Origin of the sequence: Streptomyces beigongshangae, from assembly GCF_019710745.1 — a bacterium.
In the GTDB taxonomy this organism is placed as follows: Bacteria; Actinomycetota; Actinomycetes; order Streptomycetales; family Streptomycetaceae; genus Streptomyces; species Streptomyces beigongshangae.
This window is the reverse complement of sequence record NZ_JAHKJW010000004.1, coordinates 159,295-186,101: the sequence shown is the minus strand read 5'-3', so window position 1 is coordinate 186,101 and position 26,807 is coordinate 159,295. Positions and strand designations below refer to the sequence as shown.

Genomic DNA, 26,807 nt, shown 5'->3' with positions numbered 1-26,807 from the left:
GGGGCGGACACCACATGGCCAAGGGAAGCAAGGGCGGTGCGGGCAAGAGCCTCGTGCGCGCCACGCTCGCCATCCACGAACCGCCCGTCGGCTCCAGCACCACGCCGGGCGGTCTGATCAAGACGTTCAACTTCGACTTCAACCCGGCGCAGCTCCAGCTGACCCGGCGCGCCACGTGGAAGTCCACGCCGGCCGCGGCCGTGCGCAACGGCACGGTCCCGGAGTTCATGGGGCCCGAGCCGCGCCGGATGACGGTCGAGATCTTCCTCGACACGTCCACCAAGCCGACCAGCAACGTGGTGCTGAAGAACGTGGAGTCCCTGCTGGACTGCTGCGAGGTGACGGCCAAGAGCATCGCCGCGAAGCAGCCCTCGCCGCCCTGGGTGGTGTTCCAGTGGGGCTCGTTCTCCACGGCCCGCTTCACCGCGTACGTGAGTTCCGTGGACGTGACGTACTCGCTGTTCGGCACGACCGGTGTGCCGATCCGCGCCACCTGCCAGGTGGCGCTGCACGAGATCCCCAGTACGACCAAGGGCCAGAACCCCACCTCCGGCGCCCTCACCGCGCAGCGGGTGCACCGGGTCGTCGCGGGGGACTCCCTGCAGTCGCTGGCCTGGCGCGAGTACGGCAACGCGGCGGCCTGGCGCGCGATCGCCGAGACCAACGGCATCGACGACCCCGCACGCCTGCCCACCGGCATCGAGCTCGTCCTCCCCGCCGCCGAGGAGGTACGTCCCTGATGGCGAAGCCGTCCTACTCCAACATCGTCCACGTCACCATCGACGGCAGGAAGATCCCGCCCGACTACATCACTTTGCTCGTCGGCGGCTGGGCCGACCTCGGGGCCGGGGTGCCCGGCGAGTTCCGGCTCACCTTCCGCGACCCGGACCGCGAGGTGCTCGGCAAGCTGAACATCAGGTTCGGCTCCCAGGTGGTCATCGCCCCCGTCGCCGACGGCCGGGGCGCCGGCACCCCGCTGCTGACCGGCGAGGTCACCGGCATGGAGACCGACTACGACGGCACGGGCACGTTCACCGTCGTCCGCGGGTACGACCCGGGCCACCGGCTGATGCGGGTGCGCCGGGTCGCCGCGTACCGCAACCAGACCGCCTCGGACATCGCGCGCAAGCTGGCCGCGATGAACGGCGTCGCCATCGGGAGGATCGGGTCGACCAGGACGGTCTACGAGTTCATCAGCCAGTCCAACGTGACGGACTGGGACTTCCTCGCGCGGCTCGCCGACGAGAACGAGATGGTGATGTCCCTGGACGCCAGGGGGAAGTTCGAGTTCGCCGAACCGGACCCGGCCTCCAAGGCTCCCCCGTCGACCTCGCCCGAGGACCCGAACCCCCGGGTGCTGCGCGGCCGGGTCGACGTACTGCGCTGCCGGGCCGCCGTCACCGCCGCCGACCAGGTCGACAAGGTCGAGGCGCGCGGCTGGGACGTACCGACCAAGAAGAAGATCGTCGAGCTCACGAAGGCCGGCACCAGCCCCGCCTTCGCCATCGGGACCACCCCGCAGAAGGCGGCGAACGCCTTCAAGGCCGCCAAGCTGGTCGAGACCGACACGCCGTACGACCGCCGGCCCGAGGTGAAGTTCGCCGCCGCCTCCCTCGCGGACGACCTCACCTCGTCGTTCGCCGAGCTGGAGGTCACCGTGCACGGCAACCCCGTCCTGCGGCCCGGTGTGGCCGTCGCGCTCACCGACGTGGGCGTCCCCTTCGAGGGCAAGTACACGGTCACCTCCGTACGGCACACCTTCGGCGCGGGCAGTCACTACGAGACGCTGGTGACCGTGAGCGGCCGGCAGTGGCGCTCGCTGTTCGGCCTGACGTCCGGCGGGGCCGCGGCGGCACCCCGGCTGCCGAGCGTGGCCAACGCGCTCGTCACGGACGTGCAGGACCCACTCAAGCAGGGCAGGGTGAAGCTCCAGTTCCCGTGGCTGGACGACGCGTACGTCAGCGACTGGACGCGCACCGTGCAGCTGGGCGGCAAGGCGGGCGGCGGGATCTTCCCGCTGGACGTGGGCGACGAGGTGCTGGTCGCCTTCGACCGGGGCGCCCTCGACCACCCCTTCGTCATCGGCGGCCTGTACAACGGCGTCGACAAGCCGACCGTCGTGAAGGACGTGTGGCTGCACGACCCGGTCAAGAAGAAGGCGATCCGGCACACCGTGTCCGACCGGGACGGCAACCGGATGGACCTGCTCAGCCAGCAGACCGGCCAGCGCAAGCAGGGCGTCCGGCTGGCCAGCGGCAACGACAAGCTGATCATCAACCTGGACCGCACCAAGACCGAGATCACCGTGGACAGCAAGGGCGCCGTCAGCATCACGGGCGGCACCTCGGTGTCCGTAGAGGCGGGCACCGACCTCACGCTGAGCGCCAGGCGCAGCGTGAGCATCAGGAGCGGCGGGCCCGTCAACATCCAGGGCCGCGGGATCGTCAGCCTCAAGTCGCTCGGCGGCGCCGTGTCCGTGGACGCGGTGGGCGCCCTCAACCTCAAGGCGGCCGGTGCCGCGACGCTCAACGCGGCCGGGACCGTGCAGATCAACTCCGTCGGCCAGGTGGGCATCCGGGCCGTCAACGTCGACCTCATGGGCCTCGTGACGGTCAACAGGAAGCCGTACCCGATCCCGTGACCGCCGTACCCGATCCCGTGACCGCCGCACCCGACCCCGTGACCGCCATGAGCTGTGCGGGCCCCGTGCCCCCGAGGACCACGACCGTGAGAAGCAGGACCATGACGAGCAGGACCGTGAGACACAGCGGCGGGACGACCACGACCGTGACGAACAGGCCCGTGAGACGCGACAGCGGGACGAGCGGACCGGCGACGAGAAGGCGGGTGGCTCCCTGATGGCCGAGCAGTTCGTCGGTTCCGGCTGGGCGTTCCCGCTGCGCATCGGCCCCACCGGGGGCATCGCCCTGGTCAGCGGGGAGCGCGAGATCGAGGAGGCCATCCGGCTCGTCCTGGCCACCGCGCCGGGCGAGCGGCCGATGCGTCCCGAGTTCGGCTGCGCCATCCACGACCTGGTGTTCGCCCCGGTCAACGAGGCCACCGCGGGCCGCATCCAGCACGAGGTCTACACGAGCCTGGACCGCTGGGAGCCGCGCATCGAGGTGAGCGACGTCGAGGTGACCGCCGGCGGCGAGACCGAGCAGGGCGTGCTCTTCATCGACGTCCGCTACTCGATCCGCGGCACCAACAACCCGCGCAGCCTCGTCTTCCCGTTCTACGTCATCCCCTCCCACGAGGAGCCCGACGCCCCCGGCGCGGGCCCCTCCCCTGAAAGCGACCGCTGATGGCCCTGCCCTCCCCGAACCTCGACGACCGCCGCTTCCAGCAGTTCGTCGACGACGCCAAGCGCTACATCCAGCAGCGCGCCCCGGAGTGGACCGACCACAACGTCTCCGACCCGGGTGTCACCCTCGTGGAGACGGTCGCCCACATGGCCGACCAGATCGTCTACCGGCTCAACCGGGTGCCGGAGAAGAACCACCTGGCGTTCCTGGACCTGGTGGGCATCACGCTCTTCCCGCCCTCCGCCGCCCGTACGGACGTCACGTTCTGGCTGTCGGCGCCGCAGGAGGAGCCGGTGCTGCTGCCGGTGGGCACGGAGGTCGCCACCCTGCGCACCGAGAGCGAGGAGGCGGCGGTCTTCGCCACGGAGCGCGAACTGACGGTCGTACCCAGCGAGTTGCGCCACCTCGTGGTCCAGCGCAGCGGTGGGCCCGGCCGGGACAGGACCGCCGACCTCGCCGAGGGCAAGGACCTGATGTGCTTCACCGAGGCACCGCGGCCCGGCGACTGCATGCTGCTGGGCCTGAGCGCCGCCGTGCCGCACTGCGCGGTCGGGATGGAGCTGGACAGCCGGGTCGACGGTGTCGGCGTGGACCCGCGGCAGCCCCCGCTGGTGTGGGAGGCGTGGACCGAGGACGGCTGGACGGCCTGCGAGGTCGACCGGGACGGCACGGGCGGTCTGAACCGGCCGGGCGAGGTCGTCCTGCACGTGCCCGGCACCCACACCCTGTCCCGCACCGGCGGCCAGGAGGCCGGCTGGCTGCGCTGCCGGGTCACCGAGCCGCTGCCCGGCCAGCCCTTCTACACGACCTCGCCGACCGTGCGGTCCGTGGAGGCGTTCACGCTCGGCGGCACGACCTCGGCCGTGCACGCCGAGACGGTGTACGACGAGGCGCTCGGCGAGTCGAGCGGCCTCCCCGGCCAGCGCCTGCGGCTGGCCCACGCGCCCGTGGTGGGCGACACCCCGCCGGTGCTGCTGCAGACCGCCGAGCACGAGGGCTGGGTGGACTGGGAGGTCGTCCCGTCGTTCGCCGCGTCCACCCCGTACGACCGGCACATCACCCTGGACGCCGCCACCGGCGACATCGCCTTCGGCCCGGCGGTACGGGAGCCCGACGGCACCCTGCGCCAGTACGGGGCGGTGGCCCCCAAGGGCGCCGTCGTCCGCGCGCTGCGCTACCGCACCGGCGGGGGCCGGGCGGGCAACGTCGCGCGCGGCGCCGTCCGGGTGCTGCGCACGTCCGTCCCGTACGTCTCCGAGGTCGTCAACCGCGAGGCGGCCCGCGGCGGGGTCGACGGCGAGACGGTGGAGGAGGCCAAGACCCGGGCGCCCATCACGCTGCGTGCGCAGGAGCGGGCGGTGACCCTGCGCGACTACGAGGAGCTGGCCCGCCGGGCCGCCCCCGAGACGGCCCGGATCACCTGCCTGGAGGGCGACGAGGGCGAGCACGGGGCGTACGCGGTACGGGTGCTGGTGGTCCCCCAGGCCGTCCCCGACCCCGGTGGCCGCCTGCGCTTCGAGCAGCTGGTGCCCGGCGACAGCCTGCTGCGCCGCATCACCCGCCACCTGGACGAACGGCGCCTGATCGGCACGCGGCTGGCGGTGGGCCCGCCCTTCTACCAGGGCATCACGGTGGTCGCGACGGTGCACGCGTTCCGCGGCACGGACACGGACCGGGTCCGCCGCCAGGCGCACGACGCGCTGTACCGGCACCTCGACCCGCTGACCGGCGGCGCCGACGGCCGGGGCTGGTCCTTCGGCCGCCCCGTGCAGTCCGGCGAGGTCTTCGCCGTCCTCCAGCGCGTCCCCGGCGTCGAACTGGTCGACGAGGTCCAGCTGCACCCCGCCGACCCGCTGACCGGCAAGCGGGGTGACCCGACCGACCGCATCGACCTGGACCCGCCGTCCCTGGTCTTCTCCTTCGACCACCGGGTCCGAGTGATCGGGGACCGCACGTGAGGGGCTCGATCGACGGGCTGGGGTCCTCCTCGCCCATCGGGAGGGCGCTGCCCGCCGTGTTCGCCGACGACGACCTGGCCCAGCGGTTCGTCGGCGGGCTCGACGACGTGCTCGCGCCGATCCTGGCGGTCCTCGACAACCTGGACTCCTACTTCACGCCCGGCCTCGCACCGGTGGACTTCACCCGGTGGCTGGCCGGCTGGGTCGGCGCCGAGACCGACGGCAGCGAGCCCGAGGAGCGGCTGCGCGCCGCCGTCGCCGCCGCCGCGTTCCTGCACCGGGTACGGGGCACCGGCCGCGGCCTGTCCGAGGCGGTGCGCCTGGTCTTCGGCGTGGCCCCGGAGATCACCGAGAGCGGCGGCGCCGCCTGGGACGCCCGGCCGCTCGGCCCGGTGCCCGGCGACCGCCGCCCGCGCCTGCACGTCGCCCTGCGCCTGCCCGACCCGACCCCCGCGGACGAACACCGCCTCGACAGCCTCGTGGCGGCGGCCCGGCCCGCCCACATGCCCTACACGGTCCAGGTGACCGCCGCCGAAAGGACCCCCGAGAGATGACCAGCCAGACCTCCGGCACGGGACGGGAGCCGGCGCGCAGCTGTGCCGAGTGCGGCACCCGCGCGGAGCCCGGCCAGTCCTTCTGCGACTCCTGCGGGGCGGTACTCGGCTGGTCCGGGAACACGGACCGGTCCCCCGCGGCCCCCGCGGCCCCCGCGGCCCCCGCGTCGGCGGATCCGGCCCCCGAGTCCGCGGCTCCGGTGCCGGCAGGGGCCGCCGCCGGTGGTACGGGTACGGGCCGCGCGGACCGGGACGCCTCCGCGGCGGCGGCCACGGCGGCCACGACGGGTGGGGCGGTCGGCCGCTCCGCCGACACCGGGGGCGCCGGGGCCGGTGCCGGTGCCGGGGGCGGCTCCGGCCACGCTTCCGGAGGAACTCGGCAGCCGGACACCCCGTCCGCCCAGCCACAGGCACAAGGACAAGCACAGGCACAGCCACAAGCACAGGCACAGCCACAGGCCGCGGACCCGCTGGCGTACCCCGAGCCCGCGGGCTTCGGCAGCACCCCGTCGTCCGCGTCCCCGGACACGGCCGCGTCCGGGGCGGGCACGGCCGCACCCGGGCGGCGGGACGCGACGGCCGCGGCGGCAGGCACCTCCCCGTCCGCCGACGTCTTCTCCGCCCTCTCCCCCGGAGCCCCGCACGGCGGTACGCCCGACACCGGCCACGGCGGCACGGCCGGTGACACGGACGGCCCCTACCCGCCCGACGCCGACACCGCCCCGAACGCGAGCCTCGGCCGCGGCGTCCCGCGTTCCCCCGCCGCCGGCACCACCGGTGACCCCACCGGCGATGCCACGGGCGACACCGCCGGCGACCGCGCCAGGTCCCTCCTCATCCCCGTGGACGACCCCCGGCCCCGGACCGCCGCCGCGCCCGCCGTCGCCCCCGTCCTCCCGGGCCGCCCGGTCGCCGACCGCCCCCAGGTCCGCGCCCCGGGCCCCGTGTCCGGCCCGGAGAACGGCCCGCCGTGCCCCTGGTGCGCCACCCCCAACCGCCCCGACCGCCACTTCTGCGGGCGCTGCGCCATGCCGATGGAGGGCGGCCCGCGCCCGCCCGAGCGGCAGACCTGGTGGCGCCGCCTGCTCGACCTCCGCAGCAGGGAGACCCCGTGGGCGGGCGACCGCCCCCGCCTGCGCCGCGGCTTCGGACGCCTCATGAACTGGATCGTCGGCGCCGTCGTACTGGGCCTGATCATCACCCTCGTCGTCCACGTCGACGACGGCGTCGATGCGACCCGCGACCACTTCGCCAAGCGCGCACCGGTCGGCCCGACCAGCGTCAGGGCGTCCCGCTCCTACCCCGGCCACAGCGCGCAGCTCGCCTTCGACAAGCTCAGCAACACCTGGTGGGGCCCGGGGATCTCGCAGGCCGGTGAGGGCGAGTGGGTGGAGGCCCGCTTCGACCGGCCGACCCGCCTGCTGGACCTGATCATCACCTCCGGCACCTCGACCAAGGTGGACCAGCTCCAGAAGTCGGCCCTCCCGCACCGCATCGAGGCGCAGATCACCGGCGCCGACGGGAAGAAGAGCACCCGGACCATCAACCTCGACCAGAGCGCGGGTGGCCAGCGCCGCAAGTTCCGGGTGGGAGAGGTCGTCGCGGTGCGGTTCGTCCTGCGCTCGGCCTACGCCGCCGACGCCAAGAAGCAGGTGGCCATCGCGGAGATCGAGTTCTTCGGCCGTTCGAACAGCAACACCTCGTGACGGGGGCGGCGCACCGGCGGGGGCGCCGCCCCACCCGCGAACGTCCCGACGGACACAAGACGGCCACCTCTGATGACTTATGACCTCTTCCCGGCGCATCATGTGCAGGTTGTTGTCTCACGATGCGGTCGGGGTTGACGTGGCCATGGGGACCATGGGGAAGAGCGGGATACGGCTGGCGGGCGCCGTGGCCGGCTGCGCCGTGCTGCTCGCCGGCTGCGGCGGACCGGGCGGCGGGGACGGGGGCGGCGCCGACACCGCACGGCGCAAGCCCGTCACGGCCGCCAAGGCCCCCGCCCGCCTCCCCGTACCGTCGGGCCGGGGCAGCGAGGTCGACAGCGACTTCAACGGCGACGGCCACCGCGACCTCGTACTCAACGACCTCGTGAAGCGCGACGACCACGGGGACGACGCCGGTATCGGCATCGTGTACGGCTCTGACCGCGGACTCGTCCCCGGCGCCCGGCAGCTGCTGAGCACCGCCCGGCACGCCGCCCCCACCGAGGGCGAACTCCCCGCCGTCTTCGACGCGGAGACGAGCTGCGACCTGGACGGGGACGGCTTCACCGACCTCGTCGTCTCGACCGATCCGCCGTACGACGGGCAGGGCCGGCCGCCGGTGCCGCTGCAGATCCTCTTCGGCTCGTCCCGGGGGCTCACCGGCAAGGCGGTCAAGCTGGCGATCCCCCCGCAGGCACGTTTCGGCAACGACTGGCCGGACCAGCCGGTGTGCGGCGACTTCAACGGCGACGAGGCCGACGACCTGGTCGTACACGCCTCCGACGGCCAACTCAGCTACCTGCGCGGCCCCTTCACCCGAAAAGGAGCCCCGAAGGCGGCCGGTGCCCCGCTCGCCTCGCCGGGCAACGTCCCCACTCCCCCCGCCGTGGACGTCGACGGCGACGGGTACGACGACCTGCTCGTACGGGACTCCGAGGGGCCCGGCGCCTCCGGCTCCTCCCTCGTCCCGGGCGGACCGGCCGGCCCCGCCGGAACCGCGGTCGCCCTCCCGGACGGTGTCGACGTGGCCTTCGGCCGGTTCGACGAGGGCAGGGCGCTCGACGCGGCGATCGGCACGATGCGCGGCACGGCGCTGCGGTACGACGTGCCCGGCACCCGGCGCGCCGCACTCGACGTCGCCGGTACGGTCCTGGACTCCGGGGACTTCGACGGCGACGGGATGAGCGAACTCGTCTCCAGCGGCTCGCGGCTGAGGCTCCTCAAGGGGCATACGGACGGACTGTCCGCGACCGGGACGGTGACCGTGCAACCACCCGCCCGCGGAACCACCCGGGTGGTGGCGGTGGCCGACTTCGACGGCGACGGACGGGCGGACCTGGTGGTACGCAGCCACCGCGGCGACACCGAGGACACCGTCGCCGTCCACCCGGGCGCGAAGAAGGGCCTGGTCGCCCGGGAGCCCGCACTCACCTTCTCCACCTCCGCGTTCCTGAGCGCGGAGGACTGAGACGGCCACGACGGCGCCGTCCACGCCCTGCGCCCCGCCGCGGACGGCTCCCTGTCCACGGTCGGCTCTCCGCCTCGGGCACCCCGTTCCCCGGCGCCGACTTCGCCGACCGACCCGTCACCCCCGCCCCTTCCTCAGGGCAGACGGAGATGACGTATGAGGGCGGCGAGCCCGGCACCGGTGGCCTCCAGCACGGTGCCGGGCTCGTCGCTCTCGCGCAGCAGGATGCTGCCGATGTCCTTTCGGACGGCGACCTCCATGCAGTTGGGCGCGTCCTCCCCTTGGGAGAACGACGACTTCTGCCATGGGACGACGGGTGTCATTGCAGGTCTCCTCAAACGTGCTGCGCGAGCCGGTGAATGAAGTCCCTCGACTCTACGAGCCCCAGCGCAGCGCTCTGCACGGAGTGCATCACCCGGCGGTACAGGCGCAACTGCGCCTCCGCATCCATGAACGTCCCGGCGTGAAGAGAGTCCAGCATGACGGTGTCCAACTGAGGCACAGGGCCGCCCGCCAGGAGCATGAGGGTACCGATCTGCGTGAAGCCGTCCACATCGAACGGCACGGCGCACAACCCCGCGCGTACTCCGGGTGTCACACAGGTGAACCGAACAGAACCACCCCGAACCACCCCGTGCGACCCCTTGTTCGGAGTGATGTCCGCACCCTCAAAGCCTCCTGGAGCCCCCGTGCGCATACGGACGTACGCCGCCGCCCTCGCCACCGCCGTCGCCGCCGCGGCGGCCATGGCCCTGCCCCTCGCCCCCACGTCGGCGGCCGCGGCCGTGACCGCGGCCGAACCCTCCCCCTCCACCAGCGACTTCAACGGTGACGGCCACGCCGACCTGGCCGTCGGGGTACCGGACGCCGCCGTCGGCGGCAAGGCGAGAGCCGGGTACGTCAACCTCCTGTGGGGCGGCCCGAAGGGGCTCGGCTCCCACGGCGGCATCCGGATCACCCAGTCCACCCCGGAGCTGCCCGGCACCCCGGAGGCGGGCGACCGCTTCGGCGCCTCCGCGGTCCTGGAGGACCTCAACGGCGACGGCATCGCGGAACTCCTCGTCGGCGTCCCCGGCGAGGACGTCACCGGCCGCGGCACGGACGCGGGCCTGGTCAGCGTCGTGGGCGGCGCGAAGGGCGGTCCGGGTCCCGGCTCCAACGTCGTCACCGGCCCCGCGGCCTCGGCGGCGTACGGGCTGTCGGTCGCCGCCGCCGACCTGACCGGCGACGGCAGCAGGGACATCGTGACGGGCGGCCGGGACAAGGTCGTCCTGCGCACCGCCGACGGCCTCGCCGCCACCGTCGTCACCGCCCCCATGGGCGGCCGCGCCCCGGTCCTCACCACCGGCGACTTCACCGGCGACGGCGCGGCGGACCTGGCGGTGGGGTACTGGACGAACGACCCCTTCACCCAGTCGCACGTACGGATCTGGGCGTGGGAGACGGCGGAGCAGGCCCTGGCCAACGTGTGGAACACCGACAACGCCGGGGTCTCCGCCCTCGCCGCCGGCGACTTCGACGGCGACGGCCACGACGACCTCGTGCTCGGCGAGTGCCGGGAGATCGCCGACGAGAACATCGACGACCCGTGCGGTCCGCAGGAGTACGCGTACGGCGGCGGCCTGCACATCCACTACGGCGCCGGTGCGGACGGCTCCTTCGGATTCCGCAGGCAGACCCTCAACCAGGACACGGTCGGCGTACCGGGCCGCGCCGAGTCCGGCGACCGCTTCGGCGCCTCCCTCGCCGTCGCGGACCTGAACGGCGACGGCCGCGACGACCTCGTCGCGGGCGCCCCCGGCGAGGCGATCGGCACCCGGGCGGGCGCGGGCTCGGCGACCCTGCTGTTCGGCACGGAGCACGGCCTGGTCGACGCGTTCGGCGAGGGTCACTCCGTCGTGTACAACCAGGGCACCCCGCGGGTCCCGGGCGCCGCGGAGGCGGGGGACGCCTTCGGCGCCGCCGTCGCGGCCGGCGACCACGACCACGACGGCGCGCCGGACCTGGCGGTCGGCTCCCCCGGCGAGAACGAGAGGTCCGGCGGCGTGTGGGCCTTCCCGCACGCGAGGCCCGACGGCTCCCGCGCCCTCACCCCCGCCGGACTGGGCCTGCCCGACCCGAAGAGCGCACTCACCTACGGCACGACCCTGAGCAGCCATTAGGAAACGCGGGGCCGGCCCCTTAGGGGATGTCACAGGTCGGCCGCAAAGCCGGGCCCGATGCCCCGGGCCCGGCCCGTGACTCCGCTGGAGCGGGTACGTTCGATGACGTGGCTGGATTCAGGATCGGACGCGGCCGGGACAACCGCACGCAGCAGGCGCCTCCCCAACGACAGCGGCAGCAGCCGTACGGACAGCAGGCCCCACAGGGCGGCCCGTCGTACGGCTACCCTCCCGCGCCCGGGGCCCACCCGCAGCAGCCCCCGTACGGTGGCGGCGGCAACAGCCCGCAGCAGTGGCCCCAAGGGCGGCCCCAGGGGAACGGACACGGTGAGCCGGAGTACTTCGGCGACCACGGCCACCAGGGCCACCACCCCCGGAACCCGGACCCGTACGCCGCCAACCAGCCGGGGCACACCACGGCGTTCTCCATCGGCGAGGACCCCTACAGCCAGGGCGAGACCTACCGCGCGGGCAACACCCCTGAGCCCCCGGCCGGCCCGCCGCTGCACTGGAAGGAACTGCTGAGCGGCGTCGTCATGCGCCCGAACCAGACCTTCCTGCGGATGCGCGACTACACGATGTGGCGTCCGGCCCTCATCGTGACGTTCCTCTACGGCCTGCTGGCCGTCTTCGGCTTCGACGGCGCCCGCGCGGACGCCATCAACGCGACGCTCTCCAACGCGGTCCCCATCGTCCTGACGACGGCGGTCGCGATCGTGCTGAGCGCCTTCATCCTGGGCGTCGTCACCCACACCCTCGCCCGCCAGCTGGGCGGCAACGGCGCCTGGCAGCCCACGGTCGGCCTCTCCATGCTGATCATGTCGCTCACGGACGCGCCGCGCCTGGTCGTCGCCATGTTCGCGAGCGGCGACGCGCCGTTCGTGCGGATCCTCGGCTGGCTGACCTGGGTGGCGGCCGGCGCGCTGTTCACGCTCATGGTCGGCAAGTCGCACGACCTGCCGTGGCCCAAGGCTCTGGGAGCATCGGCGATCCAGCTGGCCGCCCTGCTGTCGATCATCAAGCTGGGCACGTTCTAGCGGCGGACCACGTTCCAGGGACCGGCGGAGCCCGGTCCCTCTCCTCTCCCTTCCCCTCCCCTCCCCTCCCTTCTCTCTCTTTTCTCTCTTCTCCACCCGACCGAACCGGGCACGGGATGTCGGGTCCGGCGGGGTGCGGCCTTCCTAACGTGGTGGGCACACAGGAAGGAGACCGGGGTGGCCGAGATGCTGGAGCGACTGAACGAGGCCCTGGAGCACATCGAGTCGCGTCTCGACCAGCCGATCGAGGTGGCCGGGCTGGCGCGGATCGCGATGACGTCGGAGTACCACTTCCGGCGGATGTTCTCCGCCCTGGCGGGACTCCCGCTGTCCGAGTACATCCGCCGCAGACGGCTCACCGTCGCGGGCGCCGAGGTACTCGCAGGCCGGCGGACGCTGCTGGAGATCGCGGTGCGGTACGGCTACGGCTCGGGAGAGGCATTCGCGCGGGCGTTCCGCGCCGTGCACGGTGTGGGACCGGGCGAGGCCCGGCGGACCGGGGCCGCCCTGAACTCGCAGCCCCGGCTGTCCTTCCGTCTCGTCGTCGAAGGGAACAGCAGCATGCGATACCGGATCGTGGAGAAGGAACAGTTCCGTGTGGTGGGCAGGAAGGTCCGTGTCCCCCTCGTCCACGAGGGGGTGAACCCGGAGATCGCGCGGTTCATCCGGGGCATCGACCAGGAGACGCTGCGGCGCGTCGAAGCGCTCTCCGACCAGGAGCCGAAGGGGATCGTGGGGGTGAGCGACAACCTCGACCCGAGCCGGGCGGAGGGAACCGAACTCGACTACTACCACGGCGTGGTGACGGGGGCGGCCACGCCGGAGGACCTGGACGAGTTGGCCGTCCCGGCGGGAACCTGGGCGGTCTTCGACAACTCGGGCCCCTTCCCACAGGCTCTCCAGCACCTGTGGAGGGACGTGTTCACCCAGTGGTTCCCGTCCAACCCGTACCGGAGCCGCCCGGGCCCCGAGATCCTGAGCGTCCGCCTCTCCCCGGACGCCGCACAGGCGGACGCACAGTTGTGGATACCGGTGGAAAGGGAGGGGATCTGAGGGACCCGGCACGAGAACACCCGTGCACCGTGTCGTCGGCGCCGGTGTCGGCGCCGAGGCCGACCTGTGCACGGGCGGCAGAACACTCCACGGGAAATTGATCCAGCCATCGGTTCAGCCTTCTTCCACACGTGCCTAAGACCTGTCCCGCAACTGGCGGTGCCCCGTCTCGGAAAGGCTCAGCCGATGCCGTTGAGGGCGAGCGAGTGCTGAGCGACAAAACCAGGTCGACGTAGGTCAGCGCGGTAGCCGATCATGCGTTCATGCCCCGGAGAGAGACCCTTGCCCGAATCGACGCAGACCTGGCCGCCGGCCGGGTTCCCGTCGCGCGCCAGCGTTTGCGCGGTCTCATCTCGTCCTTCCCGCACGATCCGGTGCTCCGCCGTCGTCTGGCCGAGGTGTACCGGCTCTACGGTGACGCCGCCGAGGCTGGACGCTGGATGTTTCTCGAAGAGGACCGGAACGCCGACGAGACTGCCGCCTTCGAGGCGCGGTACGGGTCTCCCGGGCGGCGGATGAAGGCCCTTGCCTGGCAGGGCCCTGAGACGAAGGCCGCCACCGCCTTCGCGGAGGGGCAACTGGTCGCGGTGAGGACCGGCTGCGCCGAGGAACTGGGGCATCCCGTGGACTGGGACGATCCCGCCTCCTACCAGGACGGCCTGGAAGGGGACTACGAGGCGCCCTCCGGACCGTGGACGGTCGGCGGTGTGCTGGCGGGCGTCGGTTGCCTGGTGGTGGCTCTTGCGTTCCTCGCGATCTGGGTGAATGGACTCGTTGCCCTCTTCGACTGACTCAGGTCACCGGGGTCAGTCGAGGAGGGCCGCTCAAGATCCGGCGGGGCCGTCCAGGACCGCCGTGAACGGGACACCTGGTGACGAGGGAAATGATCTCCTGGTGTCTGGTGTGATCACGGGCCGGCAGCCGCCCGGCAACCGCAACGACTGCAAGGCGTGGGAGGAATCCGGCGCCAAGGCCACCGTCGGCACGACCATTCCATCCATCGAGTGAATGACCAAGCTCTGACCAATGCCCATGTCTGGGGCGTCAACGCGTACGGCGCGCCTGTCCGGCACCTCCGCCGCACAGAGGGCGGGTCCATGTCCAACACCTACGCCGAGTCGTTCGATGCCCTCTGGTCGACGGCTCAGGGGGTAACCAGTGGGACGGACTGAGTACTACGACGATCCTTCGGCACCCGAGCCCAACAGTTTGGTTGTAGCGGCCTCTGCAGTGGTGACCGACGACAAGGGACGCATTCTTCTCCAGAAGCGCTCGGACAGCGGCCTGTGGGCCCTACCGGGCGGCGGCATGGAGATTAGTGACAGCCTGTCTGGAACTGCCGTTCGGGAGGTCGCACCGACGGAATCTCGGATGAGTCGCTGGAGCCGCGATGGGTGGCCCCTGAGGACCTGGAGAGCCTTCCCGTGCATCACGCGCAGCGGCTCCGGTTGCGGCACGCGACCGAGGGGCGGAAGGCTCCACACCCGGGATGAACAGTGCCAGCCGACACGCCCGAGCCCGAATCTCTCCAGACACACAGGAGCCCTCGCCGGATGGCAGGGGCCTACTGCTGTGACCTGCGCTCATGCATCCAGGACGGTGGTGTGCTTCCTGGCGACGGGCGGCTCAACCGACCATGGGAAATTAATCCAGACCGAGTCGTCGGTGCGCTTCCACACGTACTCGCACTTCACCAGGGAGTGCGACTTCTCGTAGATGACGGCGGAGCGGACCTCGGCGACGGTGTCGACGCAGAAGTCGTGCACGAGCTTCAGCGTCTTGCCGGTGTCGGCCACGTCGTCCGTGATCAGCACCTTCTTGTCGGAGAAGTCGATGGCGTTGGGGACGGGCGCCAGCATGACGGGCATGTCGAGCGTGGTCCCGACGCCCGTGTAGAACTCCACGTTCACGAGGTGGATGTTCTTGCAGTCGAGGGCGTACGCGAGCCCGCCGGCCACGAAGACGCCCCCGCGGGCGATGCTGAGCACGATGTCGGGCTCGTACCCGTCGTCGGCGATGGTCTGGGCGAGCTCGCGGACGGCGGTCCCGAACCCCTCGTAACTGAGATTCTCCCGCACGTCACTCATGCCGTCGCCGCTGCTCATGCCGTCGCCGCTCACACCTGGGTCCGGTGGAAGTTGAGGAAGGACCGCGAGGCGGTGGGCCCGCGCTGCCCCTGGTAACGGGACCCGTACCGGTCGCTGCCGTACGGGAACTCGGCCGACGAGCTGAGCTGGAACATGCACAGCTGCCCGATCTTCATCCCCGGCCAGAGCTTGATGGGGAGGGTCGCGAGGTTGGACAGTTCGAGCGTCACGTGCCCGGAGAACCCGGGGTCGATGAACCCGGCGGTGGAGTGGGTGACGAGCCCGAGCCGCCCGAGCGAGCTCTTTCCTTCGAGCCGGGACGCGAGGTCGTCGGGCAGGGTGATGACCTCGTACGTACTGGCGAGGACGAACTCCCCGGGGTGCAGGATGAACGGCTCGTCGCCCTCGGGCTCGACGAGCCGCGTCAGATCGGCCTGCTCGACGGACGGGTCGATGTGCGGGTAGCGGTGGTTCTCGAACACCCGGAAGTAGCGGTCGAGCCGCACGTCGATGCTGGAGGGCTGCACCATGGATTCGTCGTAGGGATCGATCCGCACACGCCCGGCGTCGATCTCGGCCCGGATGTCCTTGTCAGAGAGAAGCACGCCCCGAGGATACGCAGAGCCCGCGGGGCCGCCACAATCCGGCGATCGTGGCGGCCCCGCGGGCGGGTGGACAGGTGACGACCGACTGCGTGCGGCGTGTCCCGTCCCGTCCCCTCTCATGGGATCAGCGCTTCTCCAGCTCCACCGGTACGACGTTGCGGAGCCGGGCGCAACGGGGACATCGGATCAGCCGTCCGGGGCCGAGCCGTTCGGCCTGCTGCATCGGAAGTGTTGCGGTGCTGAACACGTGCCCTTCGGCACAACGGACGACGGTGCTGCGTTCCATCAAGTCCTCAGAGTCCCTTCCCCAAGAGCCGCTTCTGCCTGGCGAGGAAGCCACATTACGGTACGAAAAGGACGGGCCTCCAAGCGGCACTCCGCTCCCACCGGGCCCCTCTCCAGCGCCCCCACCGTACGCCCCGACTCCCGCACCCCGCAGCCCCGCCCACCCCACCGGAACGACTTCGAACCTCGGGACCTCAGCACCGGAGGCCCGGCATGGGGTATGGTGAATCCGCGTTTCCGACACCGGCGCGAACAGCGCGTCTTCGGCGTCACACGCGGGTGTAGTTTAGTGGTAGAACATCAGCTTCCCAAGCTGAGAGTGCGAGTTCGATTCTCGTCACCCGCTCCATGCAGAACCCCCAGGTCATTGACCCGGGGGTTTCTTGTTGTCCAGACCAGTGGGCGGGGTGCGCACCACATCCGCACCATAAGGCGTGACTAGCTGCCGGTGTGCTCCTCCTTGTGGTGCGGGCGGTCGTCGTCGTGGTGCTTCGCACGCTCGGCCCGGACCATGTCGTCGAGCCCGGCCGCCACGTCACGCTGCCGCTCCTCGTCGGAGTGCTGGTAGATCAGCGCGGCCTTCTCCGAGGACTGTCCGGCCCGGACCATCGTGTCCTTGAGGGTGGCGCCCGAGCGAGTCGACAGGGTGTGTCCGGTGTGACGAAGGTCGTAGAACCGGAAGCCGTCCGGAAGGCCGGCGGCGACACGGGCCCGACGCCACTTCCGGCCGAAGGACGTACGCCGGAAGGGTGCGCCCTTCTCCCCGACGAAGAGCAGACCATCGGGTCCCTTCTCGGCGAACCAGGCGAGATGCTGCCTCGCCTCCTTGCGGAGGAAGGCAGGGAGGACGACGGCCCGGACGCCCGCGTCGGACTTGGTCTCGCCAGGAGCACGCTTGCCGTTGGTCCGTTCCGGTTCGGCGACGCGGATGCGGATCACGAGGTTGTCGAGGTCGACGTCCCGACGGCGCAGGCCGGCCAGCTCCTCGGGCCGCATGGGGCCGTACGCGCCGAGGTAGACCATGAGCCGCCAGCGGATACCGATCGCGTCGGCGAGAGCGTCGACCTGGGCGACAGTGGCGATGCGCCGCTCAGCGGCGGACTCCTTGCCCGCGCCTTTGATCCGGCACGGATTGCGGCTCACCAGGTCGTCATCAACCGCCGTCTCGAAGATGCCCTTGAGGAGACGGTACGCCTTGGCGACGGTGGTCTTGGCCTTGGTGCTGCGAAGCCGCTCAGCCCGCCATTCACGGACACGGGGAGCGGTGATCTCGTCCAGGTCGAGCGCACCGAAGGTCGGAAGGATGTGGAGCCGTAGAAGGTGCTTGTACAGGTCCACGGTGCGAACGGCCAGCTCCCGCTCCTCGACCCACTTCTCAGCGTAGGTCCGGAAGTTGACAGCCCCGACGTCCGGAGCCCGCCAGTCCCCGCGGCTGAGATCCGCCTCTACCTGGGACAGCCAGACCTCAGCGTCCTTCTTCGTCTCGAAGGTCTCGTCCGCACGGATGCGCTCACCGTCGGGCCCGAGGTACGAAGCCGTCCAAGAGCCCGACCGGTACTGCCTCACCGCGCCGAAGCGGCGTCTCCTCCCCCGCTTGTTGGCCATCAGGCAGCCCTCCGAAGAACGGAGCGACGGAGCCGGATCGGCTCTACGGTGCGCGCTGCGATGAACTCCTCGACCGCGCTCTCAGGAATGCGGACGTGCCGGCCGACCTTCACGTACCGGATGCGCCGCTCCTCGATCAGCCGCCGGGGGAAGCGGGCGGTCGTACCGAGCAGCTCGGCGACCTGGTCGACGGACAGGTAGCGCTCGGTCATGTGGTCGGTTCTCCTTCCGTTCCGGGGGCGGGTTCGAGGGACGAGGCGAGCCAGGCCTCACCGGCGCTGAGTCCGGTACCGGCGAAGACCCAGTGCGCGAGGACGAGCGTGGTGTCCGGGTCCTGCGGGACGGGGTTCGCCTGTTCGCGGCGCCAGTCGGCACGAGCCGTACGGAGTGCGCCGAGGGTGGTGGAGTAGCGGCGGGACTTCGTGGAGAAGTGGCCGCGGAAGCCGAGCATGTGAGCCCAGGCCCGCAGCCGGAGTTCTTCCAGTTCCTTGCGCGCGCCGAGAACCCAGGCCGTGCGGATCATGCGTCGGGCGTGGTCGGTGAGCGTGGCTTGCGCCAGCTCGGCGAGGAACCTGATCGGCCGGTCGAGAGTGCCGGTCGCCGTCTCGGCGCCCTTGGTCGCGTACTTCGCGATGTACGCCGCTACGGCCCGCTCGGTCAGCTCCTGGCCGCCGTCGAAGTCGGTGGTTCGGATGGTTCGGACATCGAGCTGACGGCCGAAGGCGAAGGTGTGCGTGCGGCCGTCGATGACCGGGCCGTCGACCCGTGCCGCGCGGGCAGCGGCACCGATGGCGTCGGTGAGCAGCTCGGCGGTGGCCCAGGCGGGCGGTGCGGTGTCGCCGCCCTCGGGCCCGTCGAGGCGGATGACCGCATGGAAGTGAACGGCGCCCCGCTTCTGATACTCGGCGACCTTGGCGAACGAGATGCGTGCGTGCTCGCGGAAGGCACGTTGGGTGAGGCCGGCGCGCTTGGCGACCTCTCGGCGCAGGTAGATGGAGAACCGGCGCCACAGGGCCCCGGCATGGGCGTTCCAGAGCACGGCCGCTTCGTAGTCGTACCTGTCGGCGTCGAGGGGTGTGCCCAGGGCAGCGTCTTCCTGGTCGTGCCGGGCGCCGCAGCGGCAGGCGCGACCGCTCGAAGGGCGGTTGTGGACCGGGCCGAAGCCCGGAGCGGTGAAGGTCGCGAACACGCGCGGGTGGGTGCCGACCTGCTCGGAGGTTCCTTTGCCGCCGCGGAGTCCGGCGGTGATCAGGTGGTAGGTGTCGCGTCGGTACGTCTCGGCGCAGGCCGCACAACGGGTGGCGCGGCGGTTGTTGCAGCGGACGAGGAGGTGACCGGCGGGGAGGGCGGCAGAGTCCAAGTGGTGCAGGGCGCGGCCGATCTCGCCGGTTGTCTTGTCGACCTCGTATTCGGTGCGGTGGCCGTCGAGGCGTACGGGACGGGTGCAGCCGCCCAGGCCGGACAGCTGCCGGGCCAGCTCGGGCAGGGTGCCGAGGGAGGCCAGCATGGAGAGTTCCGCCACTGGGGGCGGAGTCTGCCGGGTGATGATGGGAGTTCCTTTCGGCTGTTTCTGCGGTTGGGAGGGGCGGCCCCGGGGCGGCGGATGCTTGGCGGCGTTGTTGCCGCCCCGGTGGCCGGTCAGCGCCTGTTGGCGCCGTTGACGAGGGAGCGCAGGACCACGGCGGCGATGGCGACCGAGACGGCCGTGACGGCGACGGCCGCCAGGAGCGCGGTGAGGACGACTCCGACGACGACCACGGCGGCGACCGCGACGACTCCGACACCCACGTACGGGGCGGCCGGACGGCCGGCGGACGGTACGGCCGGAGCCTGTACGTGCTGCTGAGCGGTGACGGTGGTCGGCAGGGGTGGAGCGTCAGGCAGCTTGGGGCGGAACATGACGGGACTCCTCTCAGTCGTTGGTGCCGTTGACGACGTCGACCCCGGAACGGGTGCCGGACTCGATGGCGGGGGCGAGGATCGTGTGCGAGAGCCAGAAGCCGAACAGGGCGATCACGGCGGCGACCCAGAGGCGTACGCCGAGGAACTTGATCGCGGCCCAGGCGATGACGCCCAGGACGAAGACGAGCGGTAGTGAGACGGTCACGGGAGCTCCTCAGCGGTCAACGGGCGGGGCAGCGGTGGGTACGGGCGGCCAGCTCGGCGGCGGCGCGGCTGTCGTAGTCGGTCGAGAAGCCGCAACGCGGAGCCGTACAGGCGGCGGTGTGCTTCTCGCGGCCCCGGCCGTCGTAGTACGTGGCGACCTGGACGGGACCGATGCGGACGACATTGCGGAATCGGCGGTTGGCGGGCATCAGATGGACTCCTTCGGGTTGTCGTGACTGGCGTGGTCGTTCTGGCTGTCGTGGGCCTCTCCGGTGAAGTCGGCGACGTGGTCGGCGAGCCAGCGCAAGATCTCGTCGCCCTCGTAGCTGTCGGCGGCGAGGATCACGGGTTCAGCGATGAGCACGGCTTCGGTGAGGCGGTTCTGGCGGGTCAGCTCGGCAGCGCGCTTGAGGGCGCGGAGCGTGGTCGGGCGCAAGGTGGAAGGTCCTCCGAGTCAGCTGAGTTGTGCGGCGATGGCTTCGGCGAGCGGTGCGGGCACGCCGAGGCGAGCGCGCAGGGTCGGGGTGTCGATGGCGGTTCCGGTCCGGGCGCGGTGTTCGTCGGCGACCTTGTGCGCCAGGGCGACGAGCGCGGGCGGGACCGGAGGTGCTGAGGGCGGGGCGGGGTTCGAGGCCACCGCGGGGAATTCGGGCGCCGTGACGATCGAGGCGGGCTCCGGCTCCTTTGCCGCCGACTCCTCCACCGGACCTTCAGTCCGCGGCAGCGCGCCATGAGCGAGCAGGGTGCCGCCGAGGAAGGCGACGGCGGGCCATCCGGCGACGAGAATGCGGAGCCAGGCCGGCACGTCGTCGAGGTCGAGCAGACCGGCGGTGGCGACGTTTGCGCCGAGTGAGGCAGTAAGCGCGACGAGGAACCAGCACCACCCGGCCGCTTTCGCCTCGCCGGAACGAAGTCGCTGCCAGGCCGCCACCATCAGCAGGTCGACGGAGACCGGATAGGCCCACGCCTTCCAGCCGTGCTGCCCGGCGGCCGAGGCCAGGTCGTGCAGGTGGGCGAAAGACAGCGCGGCGGCGATGAGCGCTTGGATGAGTACGGCGTCGAGGCGGACAGGCAGGGCACGCACGGGCGACTCCTTCCGAGTCCGTTTCGGGCATGGGAGGGGTAGGGAGTTGGCGCGGAAGGCCCGCGCCGGCGGATGGATCGGATGCGCTCAGTCGGTGACCGGGCGCGGTGTGGCCACCGGTTCGGTGACGGTTGCGGGCACCGGCGGGACGTACGGCCGGAAGGGCACGAGCGCCACTACCGCAGGGGTGAGGTGCGCCGTCTCGCGGCAGGTGGCCGCAGCGTCGGCGAGGGTCATGTACGGAGTGCGGATGCGGGACCAGCCGCCGGAGGTGTCACCGACGACGGCCAGGCCGGGCAGTTCGGCCGCGATGGCGCAGGCGCCGCCAACGGCTTCCGGGGCGATGTCGCCGAGCGCCATTTTCGCGGAGGCTTCGTCGTTGACGCGGTGGCAGACCCGGCCGGAGAGCTGAGCGCGGAGCATGGTCGCTCCCTTGCCCAACTCGGCACCGAACCGCTGGCCGCAGACCTCCAGGTAGATACCGGCAGCGCGGCCAAGCTGGGCGAGCCGGATGAGCTGGGTGACCATCTCGTCCCGCCGTTCCTCCTCCTTCCGCGTGGCGATGAGGAAGAGTTCGGCCACCTCGTCGATGAACAGCACGATGGGTGCGGGACGTTCGTCCTCGGGCAGGCCCCAGATGTCCGAGGTGATCGACTCGTCCGGGGTACCGGGGGCGATGCCCTGCCGGGCCTTGATCAGGTCGTAGCGGTCCTCCATTTCCTTCACGAGTACGGGAAGCAGCTCGGCCGCCTGCTCGGGGTCGGTCGCGAGCGCGGAGAGCCGGCAGGCGAACGGCGCCAGCTCCACACCGCGCTTGCAGTCGATGCCGACCAGGACCACCGGCTGAGCCGCCAGCCCGGTCAGCAGGTTGCGCAGGTACATGGACTTGCCCGACAGCGTGGCGCCGAGGACCAGTTCATGAGGTACGGCCCGGTAGTCCCGTACGAATGCCGTCGCGTCCTGCCGCAGCGCCACCGGCACCCGCAGCAGCCCGCCGTCGATCCGGCGGGGCATCCGCACATTCCGCAGTACGTCGAAGCCGACGAGCCGCAGTTCCACGACTCCGGGCTTCACGTCCCGCACGTACACGGCGTGAACGCCCCAGGCGTGCCGTAACCGTTCGGCAGAGGCCGCCACATCCGCGGGCTCCTGGCCCGGAGCCAGCCGGAGCCGGAGCCGCAGGCCGGTCGTGGTGGGCCGGATCATGCCCCGACGCGGGGGCACGGGCCGGACCTCACGGCGCGTCGTGGCCTTGACGGCCAGTGCCCGCAGCCGGGACGGCGCGACCGTCAGGCCGCACGCGTCCATGGTCGAGGAGTACGAGGCCATCAGCCGGAGTACCGAGACCGGCAGTCCGACCGTGGACCAGTACGCCGCAGGGTGGGCGTGCCGGGCGTAGGCCGCGCCGCCTACCGCAGCGAGCGGCCCGCCCAGCTCGGCCAGCGTCACCAGGTCGGTCACGTCGATCAGCCCGCCTGAGCGACCGGGAAGGCGCCCGCGGTGACGGCCGTGGCCCGGTAGGCGATGCCGTGCCGCTGCTGGCCGTTGAACACGCTCTCCCACGGCCGGGCGATCAGTCCCGGCAGTGAGACCGGAGCGCCGACGGTCAGCCCGTCCGTCACACCGCTCTCGGGGATGGTGACCTGGATCAGCGACGAGTCCCCCTCATCGATGAAGACGACGCCGACCGTCATCAGTGCCTCACCGCTCACCGCGTCCTTGGCGATCTCACCGGTCTGCCGGTCGCGCACCTTCGGCGACGGCGCTTCGGTGAGCAGGATCGTGGCGGACGAGGCGTCAATACGGATCACACGCACAGAGATCTCTCCTTCTGAGTGGATTAACTCGCCACATGACAAGTTGACTTAGCAAGTTCGAAGGTAAGGATGCCAGGTTGACTTGTCAAGTGACTACCGAGGCGAAGTCCACCCGCCGCAAGCTCAGTTGAGGCGGTAAGTGTCTTCCAGTTCTTGCCTGTCTGCCGGCAGGAGCACATCGACGACCTGCAGCGCTTGCCCCGAGGTATCGCAGGCGACGACCAGCACGCTGAGAACGGGAACACCCGCGGGCAGATTCAGAAGTTCAGCCTCGCCGCTGTCGGGCAGGCGCGCCGAGACCCGTTCGGTCACGTGGTCGAAGCGCACTTTCTTCCGTGCCTCAAGGTGCTCGCGGATGCTGCCGCCCAGCATTTCGAAAGCGGCCAGTTCGGTTCCCTCGACCAGGCCGGCCGGGAAGTACGACGAGACAAGCTCGACCACTTCACCGTCCTCCTCGACCAGGAGCCGACGAACGAGGACCTCCGCCCCCTTGGGCAGTCCGAGCGCCGAGGCGACCCGAGCCGGAACGGGCACGCGATCAACTTCGATCAGACGGCCCGGAACCTGCGATTCGTCGCGCTCCAGAGCTTCCCGGCCGCGGCGGTCCCTCCGCTCGACCACCTCAGGACGGCCCCGCACGATGGTGCCGTAGCCCTGACGGGACTCCAGCCAGCCGTCACGCTTCAGCAGCTCCAGCGCCCGCACCACGGTCGGGCGGGACATTCCAAAAGCCTGCACCAGCTGGTTCTCGCTGGGCACCCGGGTGCCGGGCGGATACGTACCGTCCTCGATGCGGCCCTGAAGCGTCTGCGCGAGGCGTACGTACTTCGGTGGCTCCACTTCATACGCCATGAACGCCGCCCGTCGGGATTGGCCAAGTCAACTGGTCAACCAGACTAGCGACACTTGCACAGTCACAGTAGGAGGGGGCCGAATCCTTCGTTCGCCGGCCAGGCACCGGCCACCATGACGGACACCACGGTTCCGCCGAATCGGCTCGGCCCGGAGTGCCATGAGTCCGCGATCGAGTCGACCAGGAGCAGCCCGCGCCCGTGCGCGTCGTTGGCTTCGGGACGCCGCATGCGCACGTTGGCCGGGAAACCCGGATTGTGCACATCGATCCGGAGTGCCGTCTCCACGCGGTACCAATCGACACGTACCAGCCAGGGATCATCCGCCCGTCCGTAGAGAATCGCGTTGGTGACCAGCTCGGAGATCAGCAACGTGCAGTCGTCGACCGAGCAGGCCGGGTTGTACGCGGCGATGAACTTCCGGAACCAGCTCCGGGCCCGAGGTACGGACTCCGGCGCCGGGTGAAGGAGCATCGATCCGAGTCGTGCGGTACCGAAACCGTCGCGGCCGTCGGCGGTGTCATCCATCCGTGCTCACTCCTTGCCGCTGCCGTCGCAGTCCAGGCAGCGCCGTTTCGATGTGGCACGAACGCGATCGTTGGCAGTGGAGAGCGCCAGAGCCGTACGGGAGCCGACGCGTTTCCAACCACGCCCCCGGCATCCTCGACAAGCTAACCGCGCGCCCTCGTCCGGCCGCCGACTCGTCACTCCGCGCCCCTTCCAGTCCAAGTGGCCTTAGCCACTTTGTGGATAGTGGCATTAGCCACTTGCGATGTGCAAGTGGTTCGGCACAACTGCCGGGACTGTCAGGTGAGCGGGTAACCCTGCTCGAAGGCCCACCGGTGTGGCGGGTAGGTGGCTTCGGCGAACTCCAACGGTCGGTCCTGAAGGTCGTAAACGACGTGGTGAACGATCAACACGGGTGCGCCGACCTGCAGTTTGAGATCCGATGCCTCATCTTGATCGGCGCTTCGAGCGCACATGCGGTCCTCGGCGTAACTGCCTTGACGTCCCGTCATGTCCTCGACGTACATGAGTGTCCCCTGCTGAATCCGCTCCGGCTCCAGGAGCTTCGGCGCACGCTGGGCAACGTCCGGAGCGAACCACGAGGTCGACAACGTGATCGGCCCGTCCTGATTGTTGGTCACCCGCCGCCGGTGCGCGGCCCGCCGGTCCTTGACCAGCCCCAACGCTTCGGCGACATGATCGGGCGCATCCAGCCAGCCGGCCGACGTGATGATCGCGTACTCACCGGGCGTGTAAATCTTCCCGGTCTGCCGGGCTCGCCCGTACAGCTCACGTGCCCGCCGGTTGACCTCCAGGCTGCGCACGTAGGTGCCCGACCCCTGGCGCTTCTCGACGAGCCCTTGATGGCTCAGCGCTTCCAACGACCGCGCAGCCGTAGGCCGGGAGACTTTCCAGTCCGCCGCCAACTGCCGTTCCGAGGGCACCTCATCCCCCGGCCTCAGGTCTCCCCGAAGAATCTGATCGCGGATGTAGTGCGCGATCTGGAGATACTTCGGCTGAGCCTCTTCGAGCTGAGGCATGCACCCTCCTCGTCCAAGTGGCTATGGCCTCTAGCCACTATAGGGTGAGTGGTCAACCCTTCACCCCGTACGCTGCCCGCATGAAGCGGTTGATCGTCGCAGCAGGAGGAGGGGGCGACGCTGTCGCCGCCGCCATGCTTCACGCCGCCCTCTACGGCGACGAGGACCAGGCGGTGATCCTCACGTACGCATGGGACCGCCTGCTCATCGACCCGGTACCGGGCCCCCGAGGACCGGACAACTTCACCGGCCTCCACCAGCTCACCCCTGCAGTCTGGACAGTGCCGGCGGACGCCCGCCCGATCGCCCCAGCGGGCTCCACGCTCCCGCGGCTCGCGGCAGAGCTCCCGCACACGTTCGCGCTGATCGATCCGCACCACGGCGCCGAGGGCATTACCCGCCAGCTCGAAGAGCTGATCGACCACCTGTCGCCGGAGTCGATCGACCTACTCGACGTCGGAGGCGACATCCTCGCCCGAGGCGACGAGCCGACACTGAAGAGCCCGCTCGCCGACGCCCTCACACTCGCTGCGTGCTGCCAGGTGAACGCGCCCGTCCGACTGCTGGTCGCAGGCCCCGGACTGGACGGAGAGCTTCCTCTCGACGACGTACGCGAACTGCTCGGCGCTCTCATCCACACCTTCACCGCGGATGACGTCGAACCGGTCAGCGCGGTCCTGGAGTGGCACCCTTCGGAGGCTACGGGCATGCTCGCTGCCACGGCCCGAGGAGTCCGCGGCACCTGCGAGGTCCGAGACGCCAGCCTTCCCATCGCGCTCACGGACGAAGGCCCCACCGTCCACGAGGTCGACCTGGACGACGCCCTTACCCGCAACCAGCTGGCCCGCGCCATCATGGCGACCGAGACCCTGGACGAGGCCGAGGCGCACAGCCGCGAAGTCTGCGGCTACTCGGAAATCGACTACGAACGCAACAAGGCCGCATGGCTCAGGGAGCAGCCGTCCGCAGACCTGGTCTCAGAGACCGTCTTGGCCCGACTCAACGAGTTCGAGGCTGAGGCCAGGCGCCGCGGAGTCACGCACACGACGTTCCGCCACCTCACCGAGGTCCTGAACCTCAACGGCTCTCAGCGCGAGGACTTGCGCCAACTCCTCATCAGCAACCGCCCCGAGCAGTACACGGCACCCCTGTGGCGCATCACGGTCAACGACACTGAGCCCACAGCATGAGCGCGTTCAGCAGCGACCCCGCCCTGAACGCGCAGGACGTGACAGGCAACGGCACCGAGGTCGACATCGCCACCAACCTGCTGAACGGCAACATCAGGCTGTCGATCCTCTGGACACAAGAGATCCTGCTGTCCCCTGACAGCGCCGACCAGGTGGCTCAGGCCCTGCAACGGGCCGCAGCACAAAGCCGCAAGATCACAGCCAACGAGCCCCAGCCGAAGCCTGAGTAACAACTTTCTTTACGGGTTCAAGGCCCGCGCACGGCGCGGGCGCGCGCCGCCTCTGCGGCGCGGCCTGCCTCCTGTCTGCGCCCCGGCTGGCCGCGCCCGGCGGCGCGCTACGTGCAGCGGGCAACGTGGGAGAAACCCTCTGCGGCTGGGGCGGTCG

Annotated in this window: 30 protein-coding genes, 1 tRNA gene and 2 pseudogenes; 16 read left to right on the top strand and 17 right to left on the bottom strand. The window is 70.9% G+C overall.

Annotation, left to right across the window (positions count from 1 at the left end; genetic code table 11):
• Positions 1 to 14 precede the first annotated feature (14 nt).
• The 7 genes from KM933_RS04840 to KM933_RS04810 all read left to right on the top strand — a co-directional run bounded on the left by KM933_RS04840 (position 15) and on the right by KM933_RS04810 (position 8,991).
• Positions 15 to 740 carry a CIS tube protein gene (locus KM933_RS04840; RefSeq protein WP_221348522.1) on the top strand — a complete coding sequence of 242 codons (726 nt, stop codon included), beginning with the start codon at positions 15 to 17 and terminating at the stop codon, positions 738 to 740.
• Positions 740 to 2,641: a VgrG-related protein gene (locus KM933_RS04835; protein ID WP_221348521.1), complete on the top strand. Its 1,902-nt coding sequence runs from the start codon at positions 740 to 742 to the stop codon at positions 2,639 to 2,641. The genes KM933_RS04840 and KM933_RS04835 overlap by 1 nt, the downstream gene beginning before the upstream one ends.
• A 217-nt stretch (positions 2,642 to 2,858) precedes the next feature.
• Positions 2,859 to 3,305 carry a GPW/gp25 family protein gene (locus KM933_RS04830; protein ID WP_221348520.1) on the top strand — a complete coding sequence of 149 codons (447 nt, stop codon included), beginning with the start codon at positions 2,859 to 2,861 and terminating at the stop codon, positions 3,303 to 3,305.
• Positions 3,305 to 5,263, top strand: coding sequence for a putative baseplate assembly protein (locus KM933_RS04825; protein ID WP_221348519.1), 1,959 nt, complete (start codon positions 3,305 to 3,307; stop codon positions 5,261 to 5,263). The genes KM933_RS04830 and KM933_RS04825 overlap by 1 nt, the downstream gene beginning before the upstream one ends.
• Positions 5,260 to 5,817, top strand: coding sequence for a phage tail protein (locus KM933_RS04820; RefSeq protein WP_221348518.1), 558 nt, complete (start codon positions 5,260 to 5,262; stop codon positions 5,815 to 5,817). Before KM933_RS04825 ends, KM933_RS04820 begins: the two co-directional genes overlap by 4 nt.
• The gene (locus tag KM933_RS04815; protein WP_221348517.1) at positions 5,814 to 7,523 is read left to right on the top strand and encodes an NADase-type glycan-binding domain-containing protein; all 1,710 of its coding nucleotides are present in this window, start codon (positions 5,814 to 5,816) and stop codon (positions 7,521 to 7,523) included. The genes KM933_RS04820 and KM933_RS04815 overlap by 4 nt, the downstream gene beginning before the upstream one ends.
• A 145-nt stretch (positions 7,524 to 7,668) precedes the next feature.
• A complete protein-coding gene (locus KM933_RS04810) occupies positions 7,669 to 8,991 on the top strand; it encodes an FG-GAP repeat domain-containing protein (RefSeq protein ID WP_430727278.1) in 1,323 nt (440 codons plus the stop codon).
• A gap of 134 nt (positions 8,992 to 9,125) precedes the next feature.
• Here KM933_RS04810 and KM933_RS04805 read toward each other — a convergent pair whose 3' ends face one another.
• Both KM933_RS04805 and KM933_RS04800 read right to left on the bottom strand, forming a co-directional pair.
• Positions 9,126 to 9,314 (bottom strand): DUF397 domain-containing protein, encoded by a 189-nt coding sequence (locus KM933_RS04805; protein ID WP_221348516.1) that lies wholly within the window; start codon positions 9,312 to 9,314, stop codon positions 9,126 to 9,128.
• 11 nt (positions 9,315 to 9,325) lie between these two features.
• Positions 9,326 to 9,556, bottom strand: a complete 231-nt coding sequence (locus KM933_RS04800; protein ID WP_221348515.1) for a Scr1 family TA system antitoxin-like transcriptional regulator — start codon at positions 9,554 to 9,556, stop codon at positions 9,326 to 9,328.
• Between the two features lie 124 nt (positions 9,557 to 9,680).
• On the opposite strand from KM933_RS04800, the gene KM933_RS04795 reads away from it, so the two are divergent.
• The 6 genes and pseudogenes from KM933_RS04795 (at position 9,681) to KM933_RS04775 (ending at position 14,736) form a co-directional block, all read left to right on the top strand.
• A complete protein-coding gene (locus KM933_RS04795) occupies positions 9,681 to 11,153 on the top strand; it encodes an FG-GAP and VCBS repeat-containing protein (RefSeq protein WP_308013257.1) in 1,473 nt (490 codons plus the stop codon).
• 26 nt (positions 11,154 to 11,179) lie between these two features.
• Positions 11,180 to 12,190 carry a Yip1 family protein gene (locus KM933_RS04790; protein WP_221348513.1) on the top strand — a complete coding sequence of 337 codons (1,011 nt, stop codon included), beginning with the start codon at positions 11,180 to 11,182 and terminating at the stop codon, positions 12,188 to 12,190.
• A 186-nt stretch (positions 12,191 to 12,376) separates the two neighbouring features.
• Positions 12,377 to 13,243, top strand: coding sequence for an AraC family transcriptional regulator (locus KM933_RS04785; protein WP_221348585.1), 867 nt, complete (start codon positions 12,377 to 12,379; stop codon positions 13,241 to 13,243).
• Positions 13,244 to 13,506: 263 nt separating this feature from the next.
• A complete protein-coding gene (locus KM933_RS04780; protein WP_221348512.1) occupies positions 13,507 to 14,034 on the top strand; it encodes a DUF6584 family protein in 528 nt (175 codons plus the stop codon).
• Positions 14,035 to 14,146: 112 nt separating this feature from the next.
• Positions 14,147 to 14,236: pseudogene (locus tag KM933_RS40535) on the top strand (IS5/IS1182 family transposase); the annotation flags it as partial.
• 165 nt (positions 14,237 to 14,401) lie between these two features.
• Positions 14,402 to 14,736: pseudogene (locus KM933_RS04775) on the top strand (NUDIX domain-containing protein).
• A gap of 90 nt (positions 14,737 to 14,826) precedes the next feature.
• Here KM933_RS04775 and KM933_RS04770 read toward each other — a convergent pair.
• On the bottom strand, positions 14,827 to 15,330 hold the full coding sequence (locus KM933_RS04770; protein WP_221348584.1) for a phosphoribosyltransferase: 504 nt from the start codon (positions 15,328 to 15,330) through the stop codon (positions 14,827 to 14,829).
• A 29-nt stretch (positions 15,331 to 15,359) separates the two neighbouring features.
• The gene (gene dcd, locus KM933_RS04765) at positions 15,360 to 15,935 is read right to left on the bottom strand and encodes a dCTP deaminase (RefSeq protein ID WP_221348511.1); all 576 of its coding nucleotides are present in this window, start codon (positions 15,933 to 15,935) and stop codon (positions 15,360 to 15,362) included.
• A 560-nt stretch (positions 15,936 to 16,495) separates the two neighbouring features.
• On the opposite strand from dcd, the gene KM933_RS04760 reads away from it, so the two are divergent.
• A tRNA-Gly gene (locus tag KM933_RS04760) sits at positions 16,496 to 16,569 on the top strand.
• An 89-nt stretch (positions 16,570 to 16,658) separates the two neighbouring features.
• On the opposite strand, the gene KM933_RS04755 is transcribed toward KM933_RS04760, so the two are convergent.
• The 13 genes from KM933_RS04755 to KM933_RS04695 all read right to left on the bottom strand — a co-directional run bounded on the left by KM933_RS04755 (position 16,659) and on the right by KM933_RS04695 (position 25,230).
• Positions 16,659 to 17,825: a tyrosine-type recombinase/integrase gene (locus KM933_RS04755; protein ID WP_221348510.1), complete on the bottom strand. Its 1,167-nt coding sequence runs from the start codon at positions 17,823 to 17,825 to the stop codon at positions 16,659 to 16,661.
• Positions 17,825 to 18,037 (bottom strand): excisionase family DNA-binding protein, encoded by a 213-nt coding sequence (locus tag KM933_RS04750; RefSeq protein ID WP_221348509.1) that lies wholly within the window; start codon positions 18,035 to 18,037, stop codon positions 17,825 to 17,827. The genes KM933_RS04755 and KM933_RS04750 overlap by 1 nt, the downstream gene beginning before the upstream one ends.
• Complete coding sequence (locus KM933_RS04745) at positions 18,034 to 19,332, bottom strand: replication initiator (RefSeq protein WP_221348583.1); 1,299 nt, start codon at positions 19,330 to 19,332, stop codon at positions 18,034 to 18,036. The genes KM933_RS04750 and KM933_RS04745 overlap by 4 nt, the downstream gene beginning before the upstream one ends.
• Before the next feature lie 131 nt (positions 19,333 to 19,463).
• Positions 19,464 to 19,724, bottom strand: coding sequence for a SpdD protein (locus KM933_RS04740; protein ID WP_221348508.1), 261 nt, complete (start codon positions 19,722 to 19,724; stop codon positions 19,464 to 19,466).
• Positions 19,725 to 19,737: 13 nt separating this feature from the next.
• Entirely contained in the window at positions 19,738 to 19,932 is a 195-nt protein-coding gene (locus KM933_RS04735) for a hypothetical protein (protein WP_221348507.1), read from the bottom strand.
• 16 nt (positions 19,933 to 19,948) lie between these two features.
• A complete protein-coding gene (locus KM933_RS04730) occupies positions 19,949 to 20,140 on the bottom strand; it encodes a mobile element transfer protein (protein ID WP_221348506.1) in 192 nt (63 codons plus the stop codon).
• Positions 20,140 to 20,367, bottom strand: a complete 228-nt coding sequence (locus tag KM933_RS04725; protein WP_221348505.1) for a hypothetical protein — start codon at positions 20,365 to 20,367, stop codon at positions 20,140 to 20,142. The genes KM933_RS04730 and KM933_RS04725 overlap by 1 nt, the downstream gene beginning before the upstream one ends.
• An 18-nt stretch (positions 20,368 to 20,385) precedes the next feature.
• Positions 20,386 to 21,015 carry a DUF2637 domain-containing protein gene (locus KM933_RS04720; protein WP_221348504.1) on the bottom strand — a complete coding sequence of 210 codons (630 nt, stop codon included), beginning with the start codon at positions 21,013 to 21,015 and terminating at the stop codon, positions 20,386 to 20,388.
• Positions 21,016 to 21,102: 87 nt separating this feature from the next.
• Positions 21,103 to 22,476, bottom strand: coding sequence for an FtsK/SpoIIIE domain-containing protein (locus KM933_RS04715; RefSeq protein ID WP_221348503.1), 1,374 nt, complete (start codon positions 22,474 to 22,476; stop codon positions 21,103 to 21,105).
• 5 nt (positions 22,477 to 22,481) lie between these two features.
• Positions 22,482 to 22,832, bottom strand: a complete 351-nt coding sequence (locus KM933_RS04710; RefSeq protein ID WP_221348502.1) for an SCO3933 family regulatory protein — start codon at positions 22,830 to 22,832, stop codon at positions 22,482 to 22,484.
• A gap of 123 nt (positions 22,833 to 22,955) precedes the next feature.
• Positions 22,956 to 23,684, bottom strand: coding sequence for a GntR family transcriptional regulator (locus KM933_RS04705; protein WP_221348501.1), 729 nt, complete (start codon positions 23,682 to 23,684; stop codon positions 22,956 to 22,958).
• A 62-nt stretch (positions 23,685 to 23,746) separates the two neighbouring features.
• Complete coding sequence (locus tag KM933_RS04700; protein WP_260333039.1) at positions 23,747 to 24,211, bottom strand: ATP-binding protein; 465 nt, start codon at positions 24,209 to 24,211, stop codon at positions 23,747 to 23,749.
• A 278-nt stretch (positions 24,212 to 24,489) separates the two neighbouring features.
• Entirely contained in the window at positions 24,490 to 25,230 is a 741-nt protein-coding gene (locus KM933_RS04695) for a GntR family transcriptional regulator (RefSeq protein WP_221348500.1), read from the bottom strand.
• 80 nt (positions 25,231 to 25,310) lie between these two features.
• Between KM933_RS04695 and KM933_RS04690 the strand changes: the two genes are divergently transcribed.
• Together KM933_RS04690 and KM933_RS04685 are read left to right on the top strand one after the other, a co-directional pair.
• On the top strand, positions 25,311 to 26,420 hold the full coding sequence (locus tag KM933_RS04690; RefSeq protein ID WP_221348499.1) for a DUF1152 domain-containing protein: 1,110 nt from the start codon (positions 25,311 to 25,313) through the stop codon (positions 26,418 to 26,420).
• The gene (locus KM933_RS04685) at positions 26,417 to 26,650 is read left to right on the top strand and encodes a hypothetical protein (RefSeq protein ID WP_221348498.1); all 234 of its coding nucleotides are present in this window, start codon (positions 26,417 to 26,419) and stop codon (positions 26,648 to 26,650) included. Before KM933_RS04690 ends, KM933_RS04685 begins: the two co-directional genes overlap by 4 nt.
• Positions 26,651 to 26,807 lie beyond the last annotated feature (157 nt).